The organism is Burkholderia sp. ABCPW 14, from assembly GCF_001523835.1.
Taxonomy (GTDB): domain Bacteria; phylum Pseudomonadota; class Gammaproteobacteria; order Burkholderiales; family Burkholderiaceae; genus Burkholderia; species Burkholderia mayonis.
The window spans coordinates 40,440-60,788 of the sequence record NZ_LOVS01000072.1; the positions used below are offsets into that span (position 1 = coordinate 40,440).

Below are 20,349 nucleotides of genomic sequence, written 5' to 3' on the forward strand. Positions count from 1 at the left end.
TGGGTCAGACGCTGAACCGATTCAACGTATACGCGCGATACGCGGCGACGAACGCGTCGAACGATCCGGCGTTCTTCCCTTCGAGCTCCGTCTGCTCCGCGAGCGAGCGCTCGGCGAGCGCCTGAGCGTCGCGCGTCGCGGTCTCGTCGAGCGGGCGGCTGCGGAAGTACGCCGCATGCGCTTCGCTTTGCGCGCGCGCAAACTCGATGAACGACTGCCCGTTCGCGCGCATCGCACGCAGCACGCGTGCGGACGGCGTGCGCTCCGGATCGTCGAGCTTGGCGCGCTGCGCGGCGATCGCGCGCGCGTGCGCGTCGCCGCCGCGAATTTCGTCGAGCACGCGGCCCGCCGCTTCGATCTGCGCGAAGAGCTCGTCGGCCCATGCGCGCATCGGCACCGCCGCGCCGTCGCGCGTCAGCTCGAGCCCAGGCTTGCGTCCTTCCATCGTCACGCGGCCGAAGTTCGCGTTCGACTCGCGATACGCATCGCACGTGAGCGGCGCGCTATCGTCGAGCGCGCAGACGAGCAGATACGCATCGATGAAGCGCGCGGTGTCGAGCGAGATGCCCGTCGGCTCGAACGGGTCGATGTCGAGGCAGCGCACCTCGATGTACTGGACGCCGCGCGACGCGAGCGCGTGCAGCGGCCGCTCGCCCGAGTACGTGATGCGTTTCGGCCGGATCGTCGAGTAGAACTCGTTCTCGATCTGCAGCACGTTCGTGTTGATCTGAATCCAATCGCCGTCGCGGTGCGTGCCGATCGCTTCGTACGGCGGATACGGCTCGCTGACCGCCTTCGACAGCGCGTCGAGATAGCCCTGCAGCGTGTTGTAGTCGGCCTCGAGCGCCGACTGCGCGGTCGTGTTCGAGTAGCCGAGGTCGCTCATCCGCAGGCTCGTCGCGTGCGGGCGGTAGAGCGTCGCGGCGTCGAACGTGTCGAGCTTGTGCGGGCGGCCGCGCAGGAAACCGAGATCGAGCGCGGGCGACGCGCCGAACAGATACATCAGCAGCCAGCTCGTGCGGCGGAAATTGCGAATCTGCGCGAGATAGCGCTCGGATTGGTAGTCGACCCTGTTCGCGGTCGAGCCTTCCGCCTCGTGCAGCCGCCGCCAGACTTCTTCGCTCAGCGAATAGTTGTAGTGGATGCCCGCGATGCACTGCATCGTGCGGCCGTAGCGATATGCGAGGCCGCGCCGGTAGACGGTCTTCAGGCGCCCGATGTTCGACGTGCCGTAGTCCGCGATCGGGATTTCGTCGTCGGCAGGCAAGAGGCCCGGCATCGAATCCGTCCACAGCATCTCGTCGCCGATCGACGCATAGACGTAGCGATGCAGCTCGTCGAGCCGCTCGAGCGTTATCGCGGCGTCACGCTCCGCGGGCGTGATCAGTTCGACCAGCGCTTCCGAATAGTCGGTCGTGAGCGACGGATGCGTGAGCGCCGATCCGAGTGCGCGCGGATGCGGCGTGAACGCGATCATGCCGTCGCGCGTCACGCGCAGGCTTTCCTTCTCGATGCCGCGCAGGCCGTCAGGCAGTTGCTCGCGCGTCGGGCTCGTGCTCAACACGGCAAGGCGTTGCTGTAGCAAGTCTGTCTGGCGGGAAGTCATGTTGTTCGGCATCGATGCAAGTGCGGGCTCGGCAACCCGCGACGCGCGCGGACCACCTGGCGGGATTTGACAGTAGCGGGCACTTTAACATCTCGCCGAAAGGCTCGCTCGACCTGCCCTCCGGCGTTGCCCGACGATTCGCGCCGGCCGTGCACGGCCCGCCGTCTACCCGCCTCGCGCCGCGCCGGCGCGGTCGGCGATCTCGTTCCACAGATGCATCGCCGCGTACGCACGCCACGGCCGCCACGCGTCGGTCCGGCGGCGCTGGCTCGCCGGACGGTCGAGCGCGGGATCGCGTGCGGCGATCGCCTGCATCAGCACGAGATCGGTCGCCGGCCACGCATCGGCGTCGCGCCACGCACGCATCGCGACGTATTCGACGGTCCACGGACCAATTCCCGGCAGCGCGAGCAATGCGGCGCGCACGCCGGCCGGGTCCGTTGCGTACGCGTCGAGCGGCACGTCGCCCGCAGCGACCGCGCGCGCGACGCCCTGCAGCGCGGCGACGCGTTTGCCCGGCATCCCGATACGCGACAAATCGCACGCGGCGAGCGCGGCGGGTTCGGGGAAACGCCAGCCGACCGGGCGCTGCGCATGGTGGGCGAGTTGCTCGCCTGCGCGCTCGACGAGCCGCCCGACGATCGTCGTCGCCGCTTTCACGCTCACCTGCTGGCCGACGATCGCGCGCACGATCAGTTCGAAGGTCGACCACGCGCCCGGCACGCGCAGGCCCGGCGCGGCGTCGACGAGTGGCGCGAGCCAGGCGTCGCGCGCGAAATGCGCGCCGATCGCCGCGGGATCGGCATCTAGATCGAACATCGTCACGAGCCGCGCGGCGAAACCGTCGTCCAGACGCCGCGCCGCATCGCCCTCGATGAGCGCGACGAGACAGCGCTTGCGCGAATGCTTGCGTACCGTCAGCACACCCGCCGCGCCGCGATGGTCGAACGTGCGCAGATACGCGCCGCCCTCGACCGCCTCGACGCCCGGAATCGCGCGCCCCGCGAAGAAACGCAGCACGCGCGGCCAATCGTATGGCGATTTGAACGGCAGCTCGAGCGCGACGCTGCCGGGCCGCGCGGCGGCCGACTCGGACGCGGCGCTCAAGCTGCGTCGTCCACGGCGAGCGCGACGGGCTCGCCCGCCGCGCGTTGCGCTTCGGCGTCGAGGAGCGCCGCCTTGCGCGGCAATCCCCATCGATAGCCGGCGAGCGAGCCGCCTTTCTGCACGACGCGGTGACACGGAATGGCGAGCGCGACCGGGTTCGACGCGCACGCGCTCGCGACCGCCCGCACTGCGCGCGGCGCGCCGAGTGCCTCGGCGATCTGCGTGTAGCTGCGCGTCTCGCCGTAAGGAATCCGACGCAATGCATCCCACACGCGCTGCTGGAACTCGGTGGCGGCGAGGTCGAGCGGCAGCTCGAAGCGTCGGCGCGTGCCGTTCAGATACGCGTCGACCTGCGCGACGAACGGCGCGATCCGCTCGGGCGACTCGACGAGCTCCGCGTTCGCGAACGCCGCCTTCAGCTCGTCGACGAGCGCCGCCGCAGCGTCGCCGAACGCAATCTTGCAGATGCCCTTGCGCGTCGCCGCGACGAGCACGACGCCGAGCCGCGTGTCTGCGGCCGCGTACTCGATCCTCAGTCCGGCGCCCTTGCGGCGGAACGCGGACGGCGACATGCCAAGCTCGCGCGGCACCGACTCGTAGAGCCGCGACGACGAGTTGAAGCCTGCGTCGACGGCCGCGCGCGTGACGGCGACGCCGCTTTGCAGCGCGTCGCGCAACGCGGCGCCGCGCTGCGCGGCCTGATATTGGCGCGGCGACACGCCGACGACGCGCTTGAAGAGTCGCTGCAGATGGAACGGACTCACGTGGACGGCGTCGCTTAGCTGTGCGAGCGTGAAGCGGTCCTGACGATGGGCGTCGAGCACCGCGCACGCGCGATTGACGATTTCGAGCTCGCGCGGCAGCCCTTCGGGCTGGCAACGCTTGCACGGACGGTAGCCGGCCGCACGCGCGGCGCCCGTGTCGGCAAAGAACGACACGTTTTCGCGCTTCGGCAGCCGCGACGCGCACGACGGCCGGCAGAACACGCCCGTCGTCCTGACCGCGTAGCAGAACGCGCCGTCGGCATCGGCGTCCCGCGCGACGAGCGCGGCCCAACGCGCGTCGTCGGTCGAATAGGCTGGCTTCTTCATCATGACCTCGCAAAGGCGGAACGGATGCCTGTCACTGTAGACGTCGATTCCGACGCCTACGCGCTGATTCTTGCGCTCTCATTCGTACTGCTGACACACGAACGTCACACAATCATCCGATTCATGCCGCAACCGCGCGCGGGCACCGCATCGGCCCTATTTTGTTGCGGTGCGGATGCGACAGATTGCCGTCCTGACGTTTTTTTACACAAAGAATATTGCGTCGCACCATCCGGATGTGTATAGTTGGACCTGTCTCCTCCATGTCTCCTCCTGATATGGATTAAGCCCGTTCGAACACGAACGGGCTTTTTTTCGTCCGTCGATTTTGCACCGTCCGTCCGCGCGTCGCACGGACCGCCTACACTCGGTAAGACTTCCTCCCAAAGGAGACGTCCCCGATGAAATTCCATATCCACGAGATCGATCACGTGGTGCTGCGTGTCGCCGATCTGGCGGCGATGACGCGTTTCTATTGCGACGTGCTTGGCTGCCACGTCGAAAAAGAGCAGCGGGATTTGGGGCTCGTCCAGCTGCGCGCCGGGCGCTCGCTGATCGACCTGCTCACGGTCGGCGCGTCGATCGACCGGCCGGACAGCGGGGCGCCGGGAAAGGGCCGGAACATGGACCACCTGTGCCTGCGCGTCGAACCGTTCGACGCGGCCGCGCTGCACGCGCATCTCGCCGCGCACGGCGCGCGGCCGGGCGACGAAGCGCGGCGCTACGGCGCGGACGGCTACGGGCCGTCGATCTATCTGTTCGATCCAGAAGGAAACATGGTCGAGCTCAAGGGGCCGCCGGAGGCCGTCGCGCCCTGAGCGCGGGGGCACAATCTAGCGAACCGGGGGCCGGAAGCGGAACCGAACACCCTGACTTCGCTCCGGCTGACGCCCGGCCACCCATCCCCGCGCGCCGCGCGCCGCATCGCCGTCCGCTCAGGCGTCTTCGCGCGCTTTCAACACAGTCCACTCGATCGCGACCGGATCGTGCGTCGCGCTCGACAGCCACGCGGCACCATCCTGGATCGTGCACTGCAGACGCATCGTGCGCTCCGCGATGCCGCCCAGCGCGGCCGCGACGCCGTCGGCCAGCGACGCCACCTGCACATTGCGCAGCCGCTCAACCTTGCCGCGCGCACCCTGCCACCAGATGTCCGACGTGCGGCCGCCGTACGCAATCACGTTCACCTGGTCGGCGCGGCCGCTCGCTTTCGCGATGCGGCGCTCGTCGGGCTGGCCGATGTCGATCCAGGTCTCGATCGCGCCTGTCAGGTCCTTTTGCCAGAGATCGGGCTCATCGGTGTCCGACAACCCCTTGCAGAACTCGAGCCGCTCGTGCGCGAACAGCGCGAACGCGGCGATGCGCACCATCATCCGCTCGTCCGTCTCGGACGGATGACGGGCGATGGTGAGCGAGTGATCGGCATAGTAGTGCCGGTCCATGTCGGCGATTTGCAGCTCCGCCTTGTAGATCGTCGATTTGAGCGCCATTCAGCATCGGGCCCCATGCGGGCTGTTGATTCGGGTTGGGGCGTGATGATACCGAATGCGCGATGGCCGCGCGACGCTGCGCGAGCGGCACCGAAGGCGGCGGTAAACGCGGCACGGCCCGACACGCGCCGGGCCGTGAGATCTCGCCACACCCGGGCCGTGCCCGAGCGCGCCATCGGAAGCGAATGCGGCCGCGTTACTGCTTGACGAAGCGCGAGTCGGCCCAGAGACCTTGCTGGTCGCTGTTCTCCGCGCTCACGAACTGCACGTCGCCATTGTCGACGCTGACGATCCGGAAGCGCTGGCCCTCCGGCACCGACAGGCAGCGGTAGTCGTCGAAATACTGCTGCTTCGCCTGCGAGTGGCCGTCGCGCTCATGATTCAGTACGGAATCCAGATTGTCTTTCGACAAGCATCCCCAAGCATTCTTGGTAAGCTGGATTTCCTGTTGCGGCTTGAGCGACGCGTCGCCGCTCGCCTGCGCCACCGAAAATGCAACGATACCGCTCGTCAACATCAGAAAAAGGCCGGTTCGCTTCATCATGTCGTGTCTCCCACTCGCTCGGGTCATGAGCTCGGGTTAGCTATGTATTTAAAGGCTTGCGTCGACCCGTACTTTGTCATACTAGAAGATGCGAAGGCGATCTCAAGCACATTCGTTGTGCGACCGCAATAGCGACGAATTGCCGCACCCGCCGCGCAGCTTCGTTTGTGGAGCGCGCTGTCGCGCCCGGTCGCGGCACGAATGCGCTTTCCGGATGATTCGGATGCCCAAAAGTCTTGCCCTACAAGCCTTTCAGTCGCGCGCGGTTTCCCATGATGAACGAGTTGGATAATTCAAAAGGAGCCGGTTGGCGATTTGATGCATCGCACATAAAGTCGTCGAAAAATATCGCGCCGCCGCATGGCAATTTTTCTGATCTGCGGAATACAAGAAAAATGCCAGGTGCTTTCGCACCTGGCATTCGTTCCGTCGCCACAAGCGCCATACCCTGACGGGCGTGGCGCTACGGTGTACACGCCGGCCGGCGTTATTCGCGGCCGCGCAATTCCGCGCTCGGCTGGGCGACGAAATAATTGGGCTGGAAAATGCACATTCTCAATGCGTTGTGATACTGGCCATTGCCGAAAAATTCTTCGATCAATTCGGCCTCGTGCTGGAAACCGCATTTCTCGTAAACCCGAATCGCCGCGGCATTCGATTTGTCGACGATCAAATACAGCTTGCGCAGGTTCAGTACCTTGAACGCATATTCGACGGCGAGCCGGGTCGCGCGCGTCGCGTACCCGCGTCCCTGCCGGTTCGGCGCGATGATGATCTGGAACTCGCCGCGACGATGGATGTAGTCGAGCTCGATCAGCTCGACGAGACCGACGAGCTCACCGTCCGGATCGACCGCGACGAAGCGGCGCTCGCGCTGGTCGTGCACGTGCTGGTCGTATAGCTGCGACAGCTCCGTGAACGTTTCGTACGGCTCTTCGAACCAGTAACGCATGATCTTCGCGTCGTTGTTCAGTTCGTGGACGAAACGGAGGTCTTGACGCTCGAGCGGTCTCAGCGCGAGCGTATGTTGTTCGTTCTGGATTTGCATGGTGTGGTTGTCCTTGAGTCATTCGGGAGACTGCGTGCGGGCGGTATGGACACCCGGGCAAGCGCGGAGTGCGTCGAGGGATGCATCGACGGAAAATGACTGCGGGCTTTGGTACAGAGCCTAAAATGAATCGAGGGTTCCCGCCCCCGCGATGGAGGCTATCGTGATCGAGCAAGTGATACTGGGCGTTTTTCTCGTACTGCCGCTTCTCATCGTCGCGGTGCTGTACTCCGACGAACTCTGGCAGGAGCACCGCCTGCAGCATCCGCGCGACGAGCACGCGCCGCATATCGACTGGCGCCATCCGTGGCGCATCCTGCGGCGAGGGCATTGACGACGTCGAGTCGTCCGCGCTCCGGCCGCGCGGATTTGCCGCATCGCATGCGAAAGGACATCCGCCGCGCATCGGCACGGCGGTGGCAAAGAACGTACGGCGCGCACGCATGATTCCATTTGATACGCCGAATCCGATGGCAAGCCAGGTTCGGCGTTTGCTTGTGCCGCATCCCACGTCGCGCGCGAACCGACGCGCGACATCCGATTCGAACTGCAGCAGATCGTCCGGCCGTTGCGGCCCGGCACACAAAAAGGCGCCCGAAGGCGCCCTTGGTCCGCGAAATCGCGTACTCAGCAGTTTCCTTTCTTCGCCTGTCCCGGCGGGCAGAAGCCGTTGCCCGGGCCGCCCTGCGGCGCCATGATGACACCGGGTTGATCCGGCGCATAGACCGCGCAGCCGCTCAGGACACCTGCGGAAACCGCCAATGCGATGATGATTTTCTTCATGTTGTTTCCCCGTTGATGGTGGAAGCGGAAGGGGTCGCGCCCCTTCCCTTCGTTTTACCGACGATCAGAACCCGAAATTGACGTTCGAGACCGAGCCCGTGCTGATGTTCACCGGCTGCTGCTGCGTCGCGCCATTCGCCGCATCGGCTTCGATCGTGTACTGGCCTGCAGCGGTCGGCACCGCCCCCATCACGACCGGCAGCGAACCCGAGTACGTGCCGATGATCGGCGCCGCGGTCGGCAGTGTCAGCGCGTAGGCGCCGGTATCGAGATTCGCGTTCGTCGACGCAACCTCATAAGGCAGCGAGTTCACCATCTGCAGTGCACGCAGGATCGCGTCCGCGCTCACAATCGCGTTACTGTGCGACGTGAAAGACGCGTGTGCACAACTCGGTGCGAAATTCGTGCTCGCGGGGGCGACCGCGCGTGACATCCTCATGTGGCATCTGCACGATATCAGAGCCCCCGTCGCCACGCGCGACGTGGACGTCGCTGTGTGCGCCGTTAGTTGGGAGTCCCACGACGCGCTAATCGAACTGTTGGTGCAAACGCAGCGCTTCAGGCGTCATTCCAAGCAGCAGAAGCTGCTGTTCAAGCGCAGCGCGGACGACTACGAAAGTGAGCTCGACATTGTGCCCTTCAGTCAGATCGAGGGCCCGCCGGGCGAGATCCACTGGCCCCCAGATGGCGACATCGTGATGACGGTTCTTGGGTTCCAAGAGGCGGTCGATACCGCGCAACCGGTGAGCATCGGTGAAGGTCTTGTCGTGCCCATCGTAACGCTGCCGGCGTTCGTCCTGCTCAAGCTCATCGCGTGGAAGGACAGGCGACTGACGAAAAATACGGACTCCGTGGACCTGCTGTTCGTCCTGCGCAACTACGTCGATGCCGGAAATATCGAGCGAACCTACGAACAGGCGACGGACCTGCTCACGGCCGCGAACTTTGATGTGAGCCTACTCGTACATTCGCTTGAGGACATTCCGTGTGGCGAGCGCCATTTTCGGCGCGCCGCGCTTCTTGATTCGATCGCAGATCGCGAGCACATCACCGGGCGTCACATCTGAAACGGACTTGCCGCCGATCGCGGGGTAGATGTCCTTCTCAAGCGCCCGCTTTGTCGTCCGCAGGTACTCCTCGGACTGCCGGCTATCTGCTGCTCGATCCAGTACGCGCCGAACTCTCGCACCGTGTCGAGGCTCTTCACCGCGCCTCGGTCCTTTCGAGCGTCTGCGACCGGCGACACGCCGCTCGCCACAATCTCCGCGTAACGCCGCGCCCGTTCCCGCGCGATGGTCAAGCTCACCGCCGGATACTCGCCGATCGTGACCACGGGCTGTTGCTTTCCATGCAGGGAATACCGATAGCGCCAGAACTTCGAGCCGGAGGCCATCACTTCGAGCACTAGGCCGCCACCGTCCGACACGGTGTAGCGGGCCGTCTTCGGCTTGAGACTCTTGATACGCGTGTCGTTCAGGGGAATTGAGATTTTCGGCATGACGTTAGTACTCAGCGGAAAGTACACAGTCGATTTGTGTACTGAAATGTGTACTAATAAAGCGTGGCTATCAATTGTGAAAGCTTGGCGAACTTTGGAGGAACGCCCAAACCAGACAATGGATTTCGGCGTTTTTCTTGCGAACCTTTGCCGTCGCTCGGCAACTGATTATTTGCCGATGCAAAACCGACTAAAGATCACCCCCAACAAATCATCAGAAGTAAACTCCCCGGTAATCGAATTGAGCTGCTCCTGCGCGAGCCTCAGTTCCTCGGCGAAGAGATCCAGCGCCTGAGCATTCTGATCCGCATGCTCGGTCGCCCGCGCGAGATGCGCCTGCGCCGCGCGCAGCGCGATCAGATGGCGCTCGCGCGCGAGGTACACGCTTTCCGCGCCCGCCTGCCACCCGGCGATCCGCAGCAACTCGCCGCGCAGCAAATCGATCCCGTCGCCGCGCTTCGCAGACAGCCGCACTTCGCACACCTCCGCGCCGTCTTCTGCGCCGCCCACCCGCACCACCGACGCCGGCGTGCCCGTCAGATCCGCCTTGTTCAGCACGCGCACGACCGGCACCCCGGCCGGAAAACGCGCGGCAATCGCTCGGTCGTCGGCGCTGAGCCCACTGCGCGCATCGAGCAAATGCAGCACGACGTCCGCCCGCTCGATTTCGCCCCACGTACGCGCGATGCCGATCTTCTCGACCTCGTCCTCCGTCTCGCGCAGCCCCGCCGTGTCGATGATGTGCAGAGGAATGCCCTCGACCTGGATCGTCTGCGCGACTTTGTCGCGCGTCGTGCCGGCGATCGGCGTGACGATCGCGAGCTCCGCGCCCGCAAGCGCGTTCAATAGCGACGACTTGCCGACGTTCGGCTGCCCCGCGAGCACGACCGACAGCCCCTCGCGCAGCAGCGCCCCCTGCCGCGCATCGCCGAGCACGTACGCGAGCCGCTCTCGGATGTGCGCGAGCTTGCCGCGCGCATCCGCAGCCTCCAGAAAGTCGATCTCCTCCTCCGGAAAATCGAGCGTCGCCTCGACGAGCATCCGGAGTGCGATCACGTCGTCGACGAGCGCGTGGATGTCGCGCGAGAACGCGCCGTCGAGCGACCGGCCGGCCGAGCGCGCAGCGGCCTCGGTGCTCGCCTCGATCAGATCGGCGACGGCCTCGGCCTGCGCGAGGTCGAGCTTGTCGTTCAAGAACGCGCGGCGCGTGAATTCGCCCGGCTCGGCGAGCCGCAAGCCGTACGCGCGCCCCGCGTCGAGGCAGCGCTGCAGCACGAGCTGCAGCACGATCGGGCCGCCGTGGCCTTGCAACTCGAGCACATGCTCGCCGGTATACGAGTGCGGCGCCGGGAAATAGAGCGCGATGCCGCGATCGAGCGGCTCGCCGGCGTCGTCGAGAAACGGCACGTAGGCCGCATGACGCGGCGCGAGCCGCGAGCCGCACAGCGCGTCGCTCAGCGCGAGCGCCGCCGCTTCTCCGGCGCGCCCGAGCGAAATGCGCACGACGCCGATTCCGCCCCGGCCTGACGCGGTGGCAATGGCGACGATCGGATCGGAATCAGTGGCGAGCATGGCGATAAATCTGAAATAAATGAAATGGAAATCAAAAAACGGAGATATCTTTGAATGCCGAATTGTAGCCCGGCTGCGCAATACTATTGCGCAGACTACGTTCCACCCCGCCATTTTCCGCAATTTTCTATTTATCTTAGTTGCGCTAATCAATTCATGTGATGAATATCCGGCGCGTCGCCGACGAAACGACCTCGACCGCCAATCAGCAAGCATGAGCGCACTCACACGCGGCCGCAACCTCTGGCATCCACCAGTTAAACAGTCACTCAGTTGGGCTAAACATAACCTAATTGGTTGTCTTCCTGACGGCAGTCGAACTGCACAATCTGGCCATGCCGACACTCGAAGAAAAAGCGGCGTTCACCGAACGTCTCAAATTCGCCTTGTTGCGCAGCCCAGAAAAAGTGACCGGCGCGACGGAACTCGCTTTGCATTTCAATTTGCGTCATCACGGCGAGCATCCGGTTTCTCCGCAAACTGCGCACAAATGGCTGACGGGCCGCACGATTCCAACACCTGACAAGCTTCGCACGCTTGCCGAGTGGCTGCGGGTCGACCTGCATTGGCTGCACTACGGTCCGCCGCCGAGCGCGGCGCGCACGACGCCGCAGCCGCTGCCGCGCGACGAAAAATATCCGCCGACGCCGGAGACGATCGAGCTCGCGTCGAAGATCGAGGCGCTATCGCCGCATCACCGCTATCTGGTGCAGGAGTTGATCGAACAGTTCTACGGCGATACCTCAAAGCGCTGATCGCGCGCCGCCGGCCTCAATGAAAAAGCCGCCTGATCAACAGGCGGCTTTTTCGCATCCTCGATCGAAACGATGCACGACCCCACGACCACTCGGCGCGGCTCGATGAACCCAAAAAAGGGGCGAACTGCGTCGCCCCTTTTTCAATCAGCCGAGCGTCAACTCGCCTTTTTCTTCGCCGCGGCGCCGCCGAGCGTGCGCGTGATGTAGTACTGCTGCGCGATCGACAGCACGTTGTTCACCACGTAGTACAGCACGAGGCCGGCCGGGAAGAAGAAGAACATCACCGAGAACGCGATCGGCATGAACATCATCATCTTCGCCTGGACCGGGTCCGGCGGGGTCGGATTCAGCTTCGTCTGCACGAACATCGAGACGGCCATCAGCACCGGCAGGATGAAGTACGGATCGCGCTGCGACAGATCGTGAATCCACAGAACCCACGGCGCGCCGCGCATTTCCACCGATGCGAGCAGCACCCAGTACAGCGAGATGAACACCGGGATCTGGATCACCACCGGCAGGCAGCCGCCGAACGGATTCACCTTCTCGGTCTTGTAGAGCTCCATCAGCGCCGCGTTCATCTTCTGCGGATCGCTCTTGAAGCGCTCGCGCAGCGCCTGCATCCGCGGCGTGATTTCCTTCATCCGCGCCATCGACTTGTAGCTCGCCGCCGACAGCGGGAAGAACACCGCCTTGATCAGCAGCGTGAGCAGAACGATCGCCCAGCCCCAGTTGCCGACGAAGCCGTGGATCTTCTCGAGCAGCCAGAACAGCGGCTTCGCGATGATCGTCACCCAGCCGTAGTCCTTCACGAGCTCGAGGCCCGGCGCGATGCCTTCGAGCATCCGCTCTTCTTCCGGACCGGCGAAGAGGCGCGCGGACACGTCGGCCGACTGGCCAGGCACGATCGCCGCGACCGGCTGCTTCACGCCGACGCGGTAGAGCGTCGGATCGATCTTCTCGACGTAGATGTCGCGCTTCGCGCCTTGCTGCGGAATCCACGCGGACGCGAAGTAGTGCTGCACCATCGCGATCCAGCCGTTGTCGGCGGACGTGACGTAATCGGCCTTGTTCTTGTCGACGTCGCTGAAGTTGATCTTCTGGAAGTGCTTCTGGTCGGTGTAGACCGCCGGCCCAAGGAACGTGTGCGAGAAGAGCGGCGTCTCGACGGGCGTGTTGTCGCGCACGAGCTCCATGTAGACGGTCGGCGTCACGGGCGCCGTGCCGACGTTGTCGATCTTCGTGTCGACGCCGATCACGTAGCTGCCGCGCGTGAACGTGTACGTCTTCACCACCTTCACGCCACCCTTCACCGGCGATTCGAACGACAGCTTCAGCGTGTTCTGGTCGCCCGACAGCGACGTCGGACCCGCGACCTGCGCGTAGACGTCGTTGTGATTCGGGAAATCGCCGCCGAGGAGGCCCGTGCGCGCGAGGTACGTGTGGTTCGCGGCGTGGTCGAACAGCGTGACGAACAGGTCGGGCTGCTTGCCGTCGCCCTCTTTCTTCAGCGTCAGCTTCGCGAGCGTGCCGCCGCGCGTGTCGATCTCGCCGTCGTAGACGTCGGTCGAGAAGCGCACGAGCTGCGCCTGCGCCGCGGGCGCGGTCGTCGCGGGAGCTGCGCCCGTCGCGGCCGCCGGCAGCGCGTTCGCCGCCGCCGCGCTTGCGCCCGACGCGCCGTTAGTCGCGTTCGACGCGGTGTTCGTCTGCGTGACGTTCGGGAAGAACATCGACGGGCGTCCGTGGGACCGCTGCCAGTTGTCGAACAGCATGACCGCTGACATGAAGAAGATCACCCATAGGACGGTGCGTTTGATATCCATGCGTTGTCTCAGAGTCGATGGGACGACGCCTCAGCTTTGTGAGGAGCGTTGCGTGCGTCGGAGTTGGGCGGCGGGACGAGGTCGATGCCGCCCGCGGAGAACGGATGGCATCGGCACAGGCGCCTGGCGGCAAGGTAAGTGCCGCGCGCGGCGCCATGATACTGGATTGCCTCGCGCGCGTAATCCGAACAGGAGGGATAAAAACGGCAACGGCTGCCGAGCAGCGGGCTCACGGCAACCTTGTAGAAGCGCAGCAACGCGATCAAAACCGTTTGCATAGCATTGGCGGCGCCGATGCGCCGCGTTCGAGCCAATCGGGCGGACGGCTGGCCCGCCGTCCGCGACGAGCGTCGGCGCGTCATTCGGACGCGGGCTTCGCCCCGTTGCGACGGACGATCTCCCGGGCTGCCCGGTCGAGCAGCTCGCGAATCTCGCCCGCGCATAGCGCCGCGAGCGGCGCGGATGCCGCGCTCGGCATCGCCTTCTTGTCGAAGCGCGCATGCAGGCGCAGCAAGATGTCCCAGCCCGCGAACTCGGCGCGCCGCGTGCGAAACGCTTCGCGGGCGAGCCGCTTGACCAGATTCCGCGTCACAGCACGCGGAGCGTACTTCTTGCCGATGACGAGCCCAAGACGCGCATCGCGCCCCGTCGGCTTGCCGTAGATCACGAAGTGCGCGGTGCGCCGCCACGGGCGCAAACGAAAAACGGATGAAAATTCATCCGTTTTCAGAAGTCGCGCAGCTTTGGGAAAGGCGGCGGACGCTTGCAACGGAATCGAACCCGGGACAGCGGCTGCCTCGCCCGCATCGCTGCGGACGGCGGACACGGCGCGCGGCCCGCCCTTAGATGGCGAGACGCTTGCGGCCCTTCGCACGGCGGGCGTTGATGACCTTGCGGCCGCCAGCCGTCTTCATGCGCACGCGGAAGCCATGGGTGCGCTTGCGGCGCGTCACGGAAGGTTGGTAGGTACGTTTCATGTCGCTCTCACTTGTTCGAGAATATCGGGAATCAGGGACCGCGTGCCCCCTCTTTCGAGGCAACCGGGCGAACGCAATCGCCGAAAAATAACAGGATTGGTTTTCGCGGAACCCGCTATTTAAACCGTTTTTCTCTTGGCGGTCAATACGTTAGAGGCATGCCGGGGCCGCATCGGCGGCGTCGAACCCCGGCTCCGCGCCCCGTGGCGATCGCTCCGCACCGACGACCCGTCCCTGTGGATAACTCCCGCGCGCACCGCGTTTGGCGGTAGAATCTCGCCTTATCTCCAAGAATCCCGCACGCCGCCTCGGCCCGCGCTCGCGCTCAAACCTTTGTCGCGCAAGCGTCCGAGGCACGTCCGCACGGCCGCACCGGGCCTTGTTGCGCATCCGCGACAAGGGCGGCCGCGTGCCGTACGTGCAACCGAAACAACGACAGCTCTTCGATGAACGATTTCTGGCAACACTGTTCCGCGCTATTGGAGCGTGAATTGACGCCCCAACAGTACGTGACGTGGATCAAACCCTTGGCCCCGGTCGCCTTCGATGCCGCTGCGAACACGCTGTCGATCGCCGCACCGAACCGCTTCAAGCTCGACTGGGTCAAGAGCCAGTTCTCGGGCCGGATCTCCGATCTGGCCCGCGATTTCTGGAACGCGCCGATCGAAGTGCAATTCGTGCTCGATCCGAAGGCAGGCCAGCGCACCGCCGCAGGCGCACCGCCGCCCGCGCCCCGCGCGCCGCTGCCGTCCGCGGGCCCCGCGTCCGCCGCGGCCGCCGCCGCGACGGCAGGCGCCGCCAACACCGGCGCCACGGCCGCCCCCGCCCCCGGCATCCATGCCGCAGTCGCCGCGGCGCAGGCCGCACAGGCGAACGCCGCCGCGCTGAACGCCGACGAGGCCGCTGACCTCGACCTGCCGAGCCTCACCGCCCACGAAGCGGCGGCCGGCCGCCGCACGTGGCGCCCGGGCGCGGCGAACGCGAACGGCGAAACCGATTCGATGTACGAGCGCTCGAAGCTCAATCCCGTGCTCACGTTCGACAACTTCGTGACCGGCAAGGCGAACCAGCTCGCTCGTGCGGCGGCGATCCAGGTCGCCGACAACCCGGGCATCTCGTACAACCCGCTGTTCCTATACGGCGGCGTCGGCCTCGGCAAGACTCACCTGATCCACGCGATCGGCAACCAGCTCCTGCTCGACAAGCCCGGCGCGCGCATCCGCTACATCCACGCGGAGCAGTACGTGTCCGACGTCGTGAAGGCGTACCAGCGCAAGGCGTTCGACGACTTCAAGCGCTACTATCATTCGCTCGACCTGCTCCTCATCGACGATATCCAGTTCTTCTCGGGCAAGTCGCGCACGCAGGAAGAGTTCTTCTACGCGTTCGAGGCGCTCGTCGCGAACAAGGCGCAGGTGATCATCACGAGCGACACGTATCCGAAGGAGATCTCCGGCATCGACGATCGCCTGATCTCGCGCTTCGACTCGGGCTTGACCGTCGCGATCGAGCCGCCCGAGCTCGAGATGCGCGTCGCGATCCTGATGCGCAAGGCGCAGTCGGAGGGCGTGAGCCTGTCGGAGGACGTCGCGTTCTTCGTCGCGAAGCATCTGCGCTCGAACGTGCGCGAGCTCGAGGGCGCGCTGCGCAAGATCCTCGCTTACTCGAAGTTCCACGGCCGCGAGATCACGATCGAGCTGACGAAGGAGGCGCTGAAGGATCTGCTCACCGTGCAGAACCGGCAGATCTCGGTCGAGAACATCCAGAAAACGGTCGCCGACTTCTACAACATCAAGGTCGCCGACATGTACTCGAAGAAGCGCCCCGCGAACATTGCGCGGCCGCGGCAGATTGCGATGTACCTCGCGAAGGAGCTCACGCAGAAAAGCCTGCCCGAAATCGGCGAGCTGTTCGGCGGCCGCGACCACACGACCGTGCTGCACGCGGTGCGCAAGATCGCCGATGAGCGGGGCAAGGACGCGCAGCTCAACCACGAGTTGCACGTGCTCGAGCAGACGCTCAAGGGCTGATGCGCGCGAGCGCTTGTGAATGGCGGAAGCGCCCCAATTTAAAAGGGGCGGTTCGGTTTTGAGGCACAATACAGGTTTGACCGCCTCGCCGGCGGCGGGCCGACGGCCCCCCGGCGTGGCGCTGCGAGGCTTGCAGGCCGTTATTTGAACGAAGGAACTCTATGCAACTGGTCAAGACCGAACGAGACACCCTCCTTAGGCCGCTGCAAACCGTGAGCGGTATCGTCGAACGCCGCCACACGTTGCCGATCCTCGCCAATCTGTTGATCACGAAGAACGGCCCGGACGTGTCGTTCCTGTCGACCGACCTCGAGCTCCAGATCACGACGCGCGCCGACTTCGGCGTCGGCGGCGACCAGATCGCGACGACCGTCGCGGCCCGCAAGCTGCTCGACATCCTGCGCGCGATGCCGGACGGCCAGGTCACGCTGACGCTCGCCGACAAGCGCCTGACGGTCCAATCCGGCAAGAGCCGCTTCGCACTGCAAACGCTCGCGGCCGACGAGTTCCCGACCGTCGCGCAGGCAAAGGATTTCGGCGCGAGCCTCTCCGTCCCGCAGAAAGCGTTCCGCCAGCTCCTCGGCATGGTGTACTTCGCGATGGCGCAGCAGGACATCCGCTACTACCTGAACGGGATGCTGCTCGTCGTCGACGGCGACCGCCTGATGGCCGTCGCGACGGACGGCCACCGCCTCGCGTTCTCGTCGATGAAGATCGAGGGCTCGTTCGGCCGCCAGGAAGTGATCGTCCCGCGCAAGACGATTCTCGAGCTGCAGCGCCTGCTCGAGGACATCGACGACACGGTCAAGATCGACATCGCGCAGACCCAGGCAAAGTTCACGTTCGGTCAGGTCGAGCTGGTGTCAAAACTCGTCGAGGGCAAGTTCCCCGACTTCCAGCGCGTGATCCCGAAGGCGCACAAGAACTCGTTCGAAATCGGCCGCGAAGAACTGCAGCGCTCGCTGCAGCGCGCAGCAATCCTCACGTCCGACAAGTTCAAGGGCGTGCGCTGCATCATCGCGCCCGGCCAGTTGAAGATCATGTCGACCAACGCCGACCAGGAAGAGGCGCAGGAAGAACTGGAAATCGCCTACCAGGGCGACACCGTCGACATCGGCTTCAACGTCACGTATCTGCTCGACGTGCTCGCGAACCTGAAGGTCGACACCGTTCAGGTGAGCCTCGGCGACGCCAGCTCGAGCGCCCTCATCACCGTGCCCGAGAACGACGAATTCAAGTACGTGGTGATGCCGATGCGCATCTGACGCGCCCGACTCGCCGGACACACCAAGGGGCGCCACGCCCCTTTGGCGTTTTTATGGCGATTCGGACGCTCGAGCGCCGACGCACGACGCCGGGCCCCGGAAGGGGCGAGAAAACCCGAGGCGGCCCGGGTTTTCTCGGCAGAAGCACCCCGCCGCCAACTGAGCAGCCCAGCAGAACCGGAAGAAATCCATGACTGAACAGCACAATTCGCAGCCCGAAAACAGCTACGGCGCGTCGTCGATCCAGATCCTCGAGGGGCTGGAAGCGGTGCGCAAGCGTCCCGGGATGTACATCGGCGACACGTCGGACGGCACCGGTCTGCATCACCTCGTGTTCGAGGTGCTCGACAACTCCATCGACGAAGCGCTCGCCGGCTACTGCAACGATATCCACGTGACCATTCACGCGGACAACTCGATCTCCGTGACCGACAACGGCCGCGGCATCCCGACCGACGTCAAGCTCAACGACAAGCACGAGCCGAAGCGCAGCGCCGCCGAAATCGTGATGACCGAGCTGCACGCGGGCGGCAAGTTCGACCAGAACAGCTACAAGGTGTCGGGCGGCCTGCACGGCGTCGGCGTGTCGTGCGTGAACGCGCTGTCGAGCTGGCTGCGCCTCACCGTGCGCCGCGACGGCAAGAAGCACTTCATGGAGTTCCATCGCGGCATCGCGCAGAATCGCGCGATCGAAACGCGCGACGGCGTCGACGTCTCGCCGATGCAGGTCGTCGGCGACACCGAGAACCGCGGCACCGAAGTGCATTTCATGGCCGATCCGACGATCTTCGGCACCGTCGAATACCACTACGACATCCTCGCGAAGCGCATTCGCGAGCTGTCGTTCCTGAACAACGGCGTGCGCATCCGCCTCACCGATCTGCGCTCGGGCAAGGAAGACGATTTCGCGTTCGGCGGCGGCGTGAAGGGCTTCGTCGAATACATCAACAAGACGAAGAGCGTGCTGCACCCGACGATCTTCCACATCAACGGCGAGAAGGACAACGTCGGCGTCGAAGTGGCGATGCAGTGGAACGACAGCTACAACGAAAACGTGCTGTGCTTCACGAACAACATCCCGCAGCGCGACGGCGGCACGCACTTGACGGGCCTGCGCGCGGCGATGACGCGCGTGATCAACAAGTACATCGTCGACAACGAGATCGCGAAGAAGGCGAAGGTCGAAACCTCCGGCGACGACATGCGCGAAGGCCTGTCGTGCGTGCTGTCGGTGAAGGTGCCCGAGCCGAAGTTCAGCTCGCAGACGAAGGACAAGCTGGTGTCGTCGGAAGTGCGCGCGCCGGTCGAGGAAGTGGTCGCGAAGGCGCTCGAGGAGTTCCTGCTCGAAACGCCGGGCGACGCGAAGATCATCTGCGGCAAGATCGTCGAAGCGGCGCGCGCGCGCGACGCCGCGCGCAAGGCGCGCGAGATGACGCGCCGCAAGGGCGTGCTCGACGGCGTCGGCCTGCCGGGCAAGCTTGCGGACTGCCAGGAGAAGGATCCGGCGAAGTCGGAAATCTACATCGTCGAGGGCGACTCGGCGGGCGGCTCGGCCAAGCAGGGGCGCGACCGCAAGTTCCAGGCGATCCTGCCGCTGCGCGGCAAGGTGCTGAACGTCGAGAAGGCGCGCTACGACAAGCTGCTGTCGTCCGAGCAGATCGTCACGCTCGTGACCGCGCTCGGCTGCGGGATCGGCAAGGACGACTACAACCTCGACAAGCTCCGCTACCACCGCATCATCATCATGACCGACGCGGACGTCGACGGCGCGCACATCCGCACGCTGCTGCTCACGTTCTTCTACCGGCAGATGCCGGAGATGATCGAGCGCGGCTACGTGTACATCGCGCAGCCGCCGCTCTACAAGGTGAAGGCGGGCCGCGACGAGCGCTACCTGAAGGACGACACCGAGCTGGACGCGCACATGCTGCGCCTCGCGCTGCAAGGTTCGGAGCTCGTGCCGACCGAGAACGGCACGCCGATCTCGGGCGACGCGCTCGGTGAGCTCGCGCGCTCGTATCTGCTCGCGCAGGGCGTCGTCAAGCGGCTGAGCCGCCTGTACGATCCGGCCGCGCTCGAAGCGATCATGGACGGCGTCGCGATCGACCTGTCGAACGAGGCGTCGACGGAGGCGTCGGCGAAGGCCCTGGCCGCGGCGCTCAGCGATGATGCGACGAAGACGGAAGTGCGCGTCGTACCGACCTACGATCCGGTGCGCGAGGTGCGTTCGCTGCGTATCGAGCGCACGCATCACGGCAACGTGCGCGTGTCGGTCCTCGACGAGGAGTTCCAGCTCACGGCCGATTATCAGCAGCTCGTGAACACCGCGCATACGTTCAAGGGGCTGATCGGTGCGGGCGCGATGATCAAGCGCGGTGAGCGCAGCTCGAGCGTGTCCGACTTCAAGAACGCGATGAAGTGGCTGATGACCGATGCCGAGCGGAATATGTCGAAGCAGCGGTATAAGGGCTTGGGTGAGATGAATCCCGAGCAGCTGTGGGAAACGACGATGGATCCGGCGGTGCGGCGGTTGCTGCGCGTGCAGATCGAGGATGCGATTGCGGCGGATGGGATCTTTACCACGCTGATGGGGGATGAGGTCGAACCGCGTCGGGCGTTTATCGAGAATAATGCGTTACGGGCGGGGAATATTGATGTTTGAGGTGGGTGTAGCGGGAACCATAAGGTGAGATTTTGGGAGGCATCCATTGAGACTTTTATTGAATAATGTGTCCCGATAGCTCAAGCTGATGACGT

The 20,349-nt window shown here is 64.8% G+C and carries 18 protein-coding genes and 3 pseudogenes; 7 read left to right on the forward strand and 14 right to left on the reverse strand.

Annotation, left to right across the window (positions count from 1 at the left end; genetic code table 11):
* Nucleotides 1-4: 4 nt before the first annotated feature.
* From gshA to ada, 3 genes are all read right to left on the reverse strand, one after another.
* Nucleotides 5-1,618 (reverse strand): glutamate--cysteine ligase, encoded by a 1,614-nt coding sequence (gshA, locus tag WS62_RS10870; protein WP_066570848.1) that lies wholly within the window; start codon nucleotides 1,616-1,618, stop codon nucleotides 5-7.
* 153 nt (nucleotides 1,619-1,771) lie between these two features.
* Nucleotides 1,772-2,713: a DNA-3-methyladenine glycosylase family protein gene (locus WS62_RS10875; protein WP_066570849.1), complete on the reverse strand. Its 942-nt coding sequence runs from the start codon at nucleotides 2,711-2,713 to the stop codon at nucleotides 1,772-1,774.
* Nucleotides 2,710-3,804 carry a bifunctional DNA-binding transcriptional regulator/O6-methylguanine-DNA methyltransferase Ada gene (gene ada / locus WS62_RS10880; protein WP_066570955.1) on the reverse strand — a complete coding sequence of 365 codons (1,095 nt, stop codon included), beginning with the start codon at nucleotides 3,802-3,804 and terminating at the stop codon, nucleotides 2,710-2,712. Before ada ends, WS62_RS10875 begins: the two co-directional genes overlap by 4 nt.
* A gap of 401 nt (nucleotides 3,805-4,205) precedes the next feature.
* Here ada and WS62_RS10885 point away from each other — a divergent pair, with 401 nt between their 5' ends.
* Nucleotides 4,206-4,622, forward strand: coding sequence for a VOC family protein (locus WS62_RS10885; protein WP_066570850.1), 417 nt, complete (start codon nucleotides 4,206-4,208; stop codon nucleotides 4,620-4,622).
* A gap of 117 nt (nucleotides 4,623-4,739) precedes the next feature.
* Here the strand turns inward: WS62_RS10885 and WS62_RS10890 are convergent, their stop codons facing one another.
* The 3 genes from WS62_RS10890 to speG form a co-directional block, all read right to left on the reverse strand.
* The gene (locus tag WS62_RS10890; protein ID WP_066570851.1) at nucleotides 4,740-5,294 is read right to left on the reverse strand and encodes a YaeQ family protein; all 555 of its coding nucleotides are present in this window, start codon (nucleotides 5,292-5,294) and stop codon (nucleotides 4,740-4,742) included.
* 196 nt (nucleotides 5,295-5,490) lie between these two features.
* On the reverse strand, nucleotides 5,491-5,838 hold the full coding sequence (sap1, locus tag WS62_RS10895) for a surface attachment protein Sap1 (RefSeq protein WP_066488598.1): 348 nt from the start codon (nucleotides 5,836-5,838) through the stop codon (nucleotides 5,491-5,493).
* A 487-nt stretch (nucleotides 5,839-6,325) separates the two neighbouring features.
* Nucleotides 6,326-6,886 (reverse strand): spermidine N1-acetyltransferase, encoded by a 561-nt coding sequence (gene speG / locus WS62_RS10900; RefSeq protein WP_066570852.1) that lies wholly within the window; start codon nucleotides 6,884-6,886, stop codon nucleotides 6,326-6,328.
* A 163-nt stretch (nucleotides 6,887-7,049) separates the two neighbouring features.
* On the opposite strand from speG, the gene WS62_RS37375 reads away from it, so the two are divergent.
* A complete protein-coding gene (locus tag WS62_RS37375; RefSeq protein WP_010113186.1) occupies nucleotides 7,050-7,220 on the forward strand; it encodes a hypothetical protein in 171 nt (56 codons plus the stop codon).
* A gap of 293 nt (nucleotides 7,221-7,513) precedes the next feature.
* Here the strand turns inward: WS62_RS37375 and WS62_RS33265 are convergent, their stop codons facing one another.
* Both WS62_RS33265 and WS62_RS10910 read right to left on the reverse strand, forming a co-directional pair.
* Nucleotides 7,514-7,669 carry a hypothetical protein gene (locus tag WS62_RS33265; protein ID WP_082720868.1) on the reverse strand — a complete coding sequence of 52 codons (156 nt, stop codon included), beginning with the start codon at nucleotides 7,667-7,669 and terminating at the stop codon, nucleotides 7,514-7,516.
* 64 nt (nucleotides 7,670-7,733) lie between these two features.
* Nucleotides 7,734-8,024 (reverse strand): annotated as a pseudogene (locus WS62_RS10910) (DUF4382 domain-containing protein); the annotation flags it as partial.
* Between WS62_RS10910 and WS62_RS10915 the strand changes: the two are divergent.
* Nucleotides 7,984-8,643 (forward strand): annotated as a pseudogene (locus tag WS62_RS10915) (nucleotidyl transferase AbiEii/AbiGii toxin family protein); the annotation flags it as partial. The pseudogenes WS62_RS10910 and WS62_RS10915 sit on opposite strands and share 41 nt — an antisense overlap.
* Here WS62_RS10915 and WS62_RS10920 read toward each other — a convergent pair.
* Nucleotides 8,629-9,167, reverse strand: a pseudogene (locus WS62_RS10920) (tyrosine-type recombinase/integrase); the annotation flags it as partial. The pseudogenes WS62_RS10915 and WS62_RS10920 sit on opposite strands and share 15 nt — an antisense overlap.
* A 168-nt stretch (nucleotides 9,168-9,335) precedes the next feature.
* Entirely contained in the window at nucleotides 9,336-10,739 is a 1,404-nt protein-coding gene (gene mnmE, locus WS62_RS10925) for a tRNA uridine-5-carboxymethylaminomethyl(34) synthesis GTPase MnmE (protein WP_066570854.1), read from the reverse strand.
* Between the two features lie 335 nt (nucleotides 10,740-11,074).
* On the opposite strand from mnmE, the gene WS62_RS10930 reads away from it, so the two are divergent.
* The gene (locus tag WS62_RS10930; protein WP_059473590.1) at nucleotides 11,075-11,494 is read left to right on the forward strand and encodes a transcriptional regulator; all 420 of its coding nucleotides are present in this window, start codon (nucleotides 11,075-11,077) and stop codon (nucleotides 11,492-11,494) included.
* A 158-nt stretch (nucleotides 11,495-11,652) separates the two neighbouring features.
* Here WS62_RS10930 and yidC read toward each other — a convergent pair whose 3' ends face one another.
* From yidC to rpmH, 4 genes are all read right to left on the reverse strand, one after another.
* Complete coding sequence (gene yidC / locus WS62_RS10935; RefSeq protein WP_066570855.1) at nucleotides 11,653-13,320, reverse strand: membrane protein insertase YidC; 1,668 nt, start codon at nucleotides 13,318-13,320, stop codon at nucleotides 11,653-11,655.
* Nucleotides 13,321-13,328: 8 nt separating this feature from the next.
* Nucleotides 13,329-13,598: a membrane protein insertion efficiency factor YidD gene (gene yidD, locus WS62_RS33270; RefSeq protein ID WP_082716496.1), complete on the reverse strand. Its 270-nt coding sequence runs from the start codon at nucleotides 13,596-13,598 to the stop codon at nucleotides 13,329-13,331.
* A gap of 80 nt (nucleotides 13,599-13,678) precedes the next feature.
* On the reverse strand, nucleotides 13,679-14,146 hold the full coding sequence (gene rnpA, locus WS62_RS10940; RefSeq protein WP_066570856.1) for a ribonuclease P protein component: 468 nt from the start codon (nucleotides 14,144-14,146) through the stop codon (nucleotides 13,679-13,681).
* Between the two features lie 16 nt (nucleotides 14,147-14,162).
* Nucleotides 14,163-14,297 carry a 50S ribosomal protein L34 gene (rpmH, locus tag WS62_RS10945; protein ID WP_004198824.1) on the reverse strand — a complete coding sequence of 45 codons (135 nt, stop codon included), beginning with the start codon at nucleotides 14,295-14,297 and terminating at the stop codon, nucleotides 14,163-14,165.
* 446 nt (nucleotides 14,298-14,743) lie between these two features.
* Here rpmH and dnaA point away from each other — a divergent pair, with 446 nt between their 5' ends.
* The 3 genes from dnaA to gyrB all read left to right on the forward strand — a co-directional run bounded on the left by dnaA (nucleotide 14,744) and on the right by gyrB (nucleotide 20,254).
* Entirely contained in the window at nucleotides 14,744-16,327 is a 1,584-nt protein-coding gene (gene dnaA / locus WS62_RS10950; RefSeq protein WP_066570857.1) for a chromosomal replication initiator protein DnaA, read from the forward strand.
* 161 nt (nucleotides 16,328-16,488) lie between these two features.
* Entirely contained in the window at nucleotides 16,489-17,592 is a 1,104-nt protein-coding gene (dnaN, locus tag WS62_RS10955) for a DNA polymerase III subunit beta (RefSeq protein ID WP_066488614.1), read from the forward strand.
* A 190-nt stretch (nucleotides 17,593-17,782) separates the two neighbouring features.
* Nucleotides 17,783-20,254 (forward strand): DNA topoisomerase (ATP-hydrolyzing) subunit B, encoded by a 2,472-nt coding sequence (gene gyrB, locus WS62_RS10960; RefSeq protein ID WP_066570858.1) that lies wholly within the window; start codon nucleotides 17,783-17,785, stop codon nucleotides 20,252-20,254.
* The last annotated feature ends 95 nt before the right edge of the window (nucleotides 20,255-20,349 follow it).

Bases quoted from the DNA above. Each gene is read 5' to 3' on its own strand.
- yidD (WP_082716496.1), bottom strand. From the start codon at position 13,598: ATGCAAACGGTTTTGATCGCGTTGCTGCGCTTCTACAAGGTTGCCGTG.
- dnaA (WP_066570857.1), top strand. From the start codon at position 14,744: ATGAACGATTTCTGGCAACACTGTTCCGCGCTATTGGAGCGTGAATTG.
- mnmE (WP_066570854.1), bottom strand. From the start codon at position 10,739: ATGCTCGCCACTGATTCCGATCCGATCGTCGCCATTGCCACCGCGTCA.
- dnaN (WP_066488614.1), top strand. From the start codon at position 16,489: ATGCAACTGGTCAAGACCGAACGAGACACCCTCCTTAGGCCGCTGCAA.
- WS62_RS10885 (WP_066570850.1), top strand. From the start codon at position 4,206: ATGAAATTCCATATCCACGAGATCGATCACGTGGTGCTGCGTGTCGCC.
- gyrB (WP_066570858.1), top strand. From the start codon at position 17,783: ATGACTGAACAGCACAATTCGCAGCCCGAAAACAGCTACGGCGCGTCG.
- gshA (WP_066570848.1), bottom strand. From the start codon at position 1,618: ATGCCGAACAACATGACTTCCCGCCAGACAGACTTGCTACAGCAACGC.
- rpmH (WP_004198824.1), bottom strand. From the start codon at position 14,297: ATGAAACGTACCTACCAACCTTCCGTGACGCGCCGCAAGCGCACCCAT.
- ada (WP_066570955.1), bottom strand. From the start codon at position 3,804: ATGAAGAAGCCAGCCTATTCGACCGACGACGCGCGTTGGGCCGCGCTC.
- WS62_RS10930 (WP_059473590.1), top strand. From the start codon at position 11,075: ATGCCGACACTCGAAGAAAAAGCGGCGTTCACCGAACGTCTCAAATTC.
- sap1 (WP_066488598.1), bottom strand. From the start codon at position 5,838: ATGATGAAGCGAACCGGCCTTTTTCTGATGTTGACGAGCGGTATCGTT.
- yidC (WP_066570855.1), bottom strand. From the start codon at position 13,320: ATGGATATCAAACGCACCGTCCTATGGGTGATCTTCTTCATGTCAGCG.
- WS62_RS33265 (WP_082720868.1), bottom strand. From the start codon at position 7,669: ATGAAGAAAATCATCATCGCATTGGCGGTTTCCGCAGGTGTCCTGAGC.
- speG (WP_066570852.1), bottom strand. From the start codon at position 6,886: ATGCAAATCCAGAACGAACAACATACGCTCGCGCTGAGACCGCTCGAG.
- WS62_RS10890 (WP_066570851.1), bottom strand. From the start codon at position 5,294: ATGGCGCTCAAATCGACGATCTACAAGGCGGAGCTGCAAATCGCCGAC.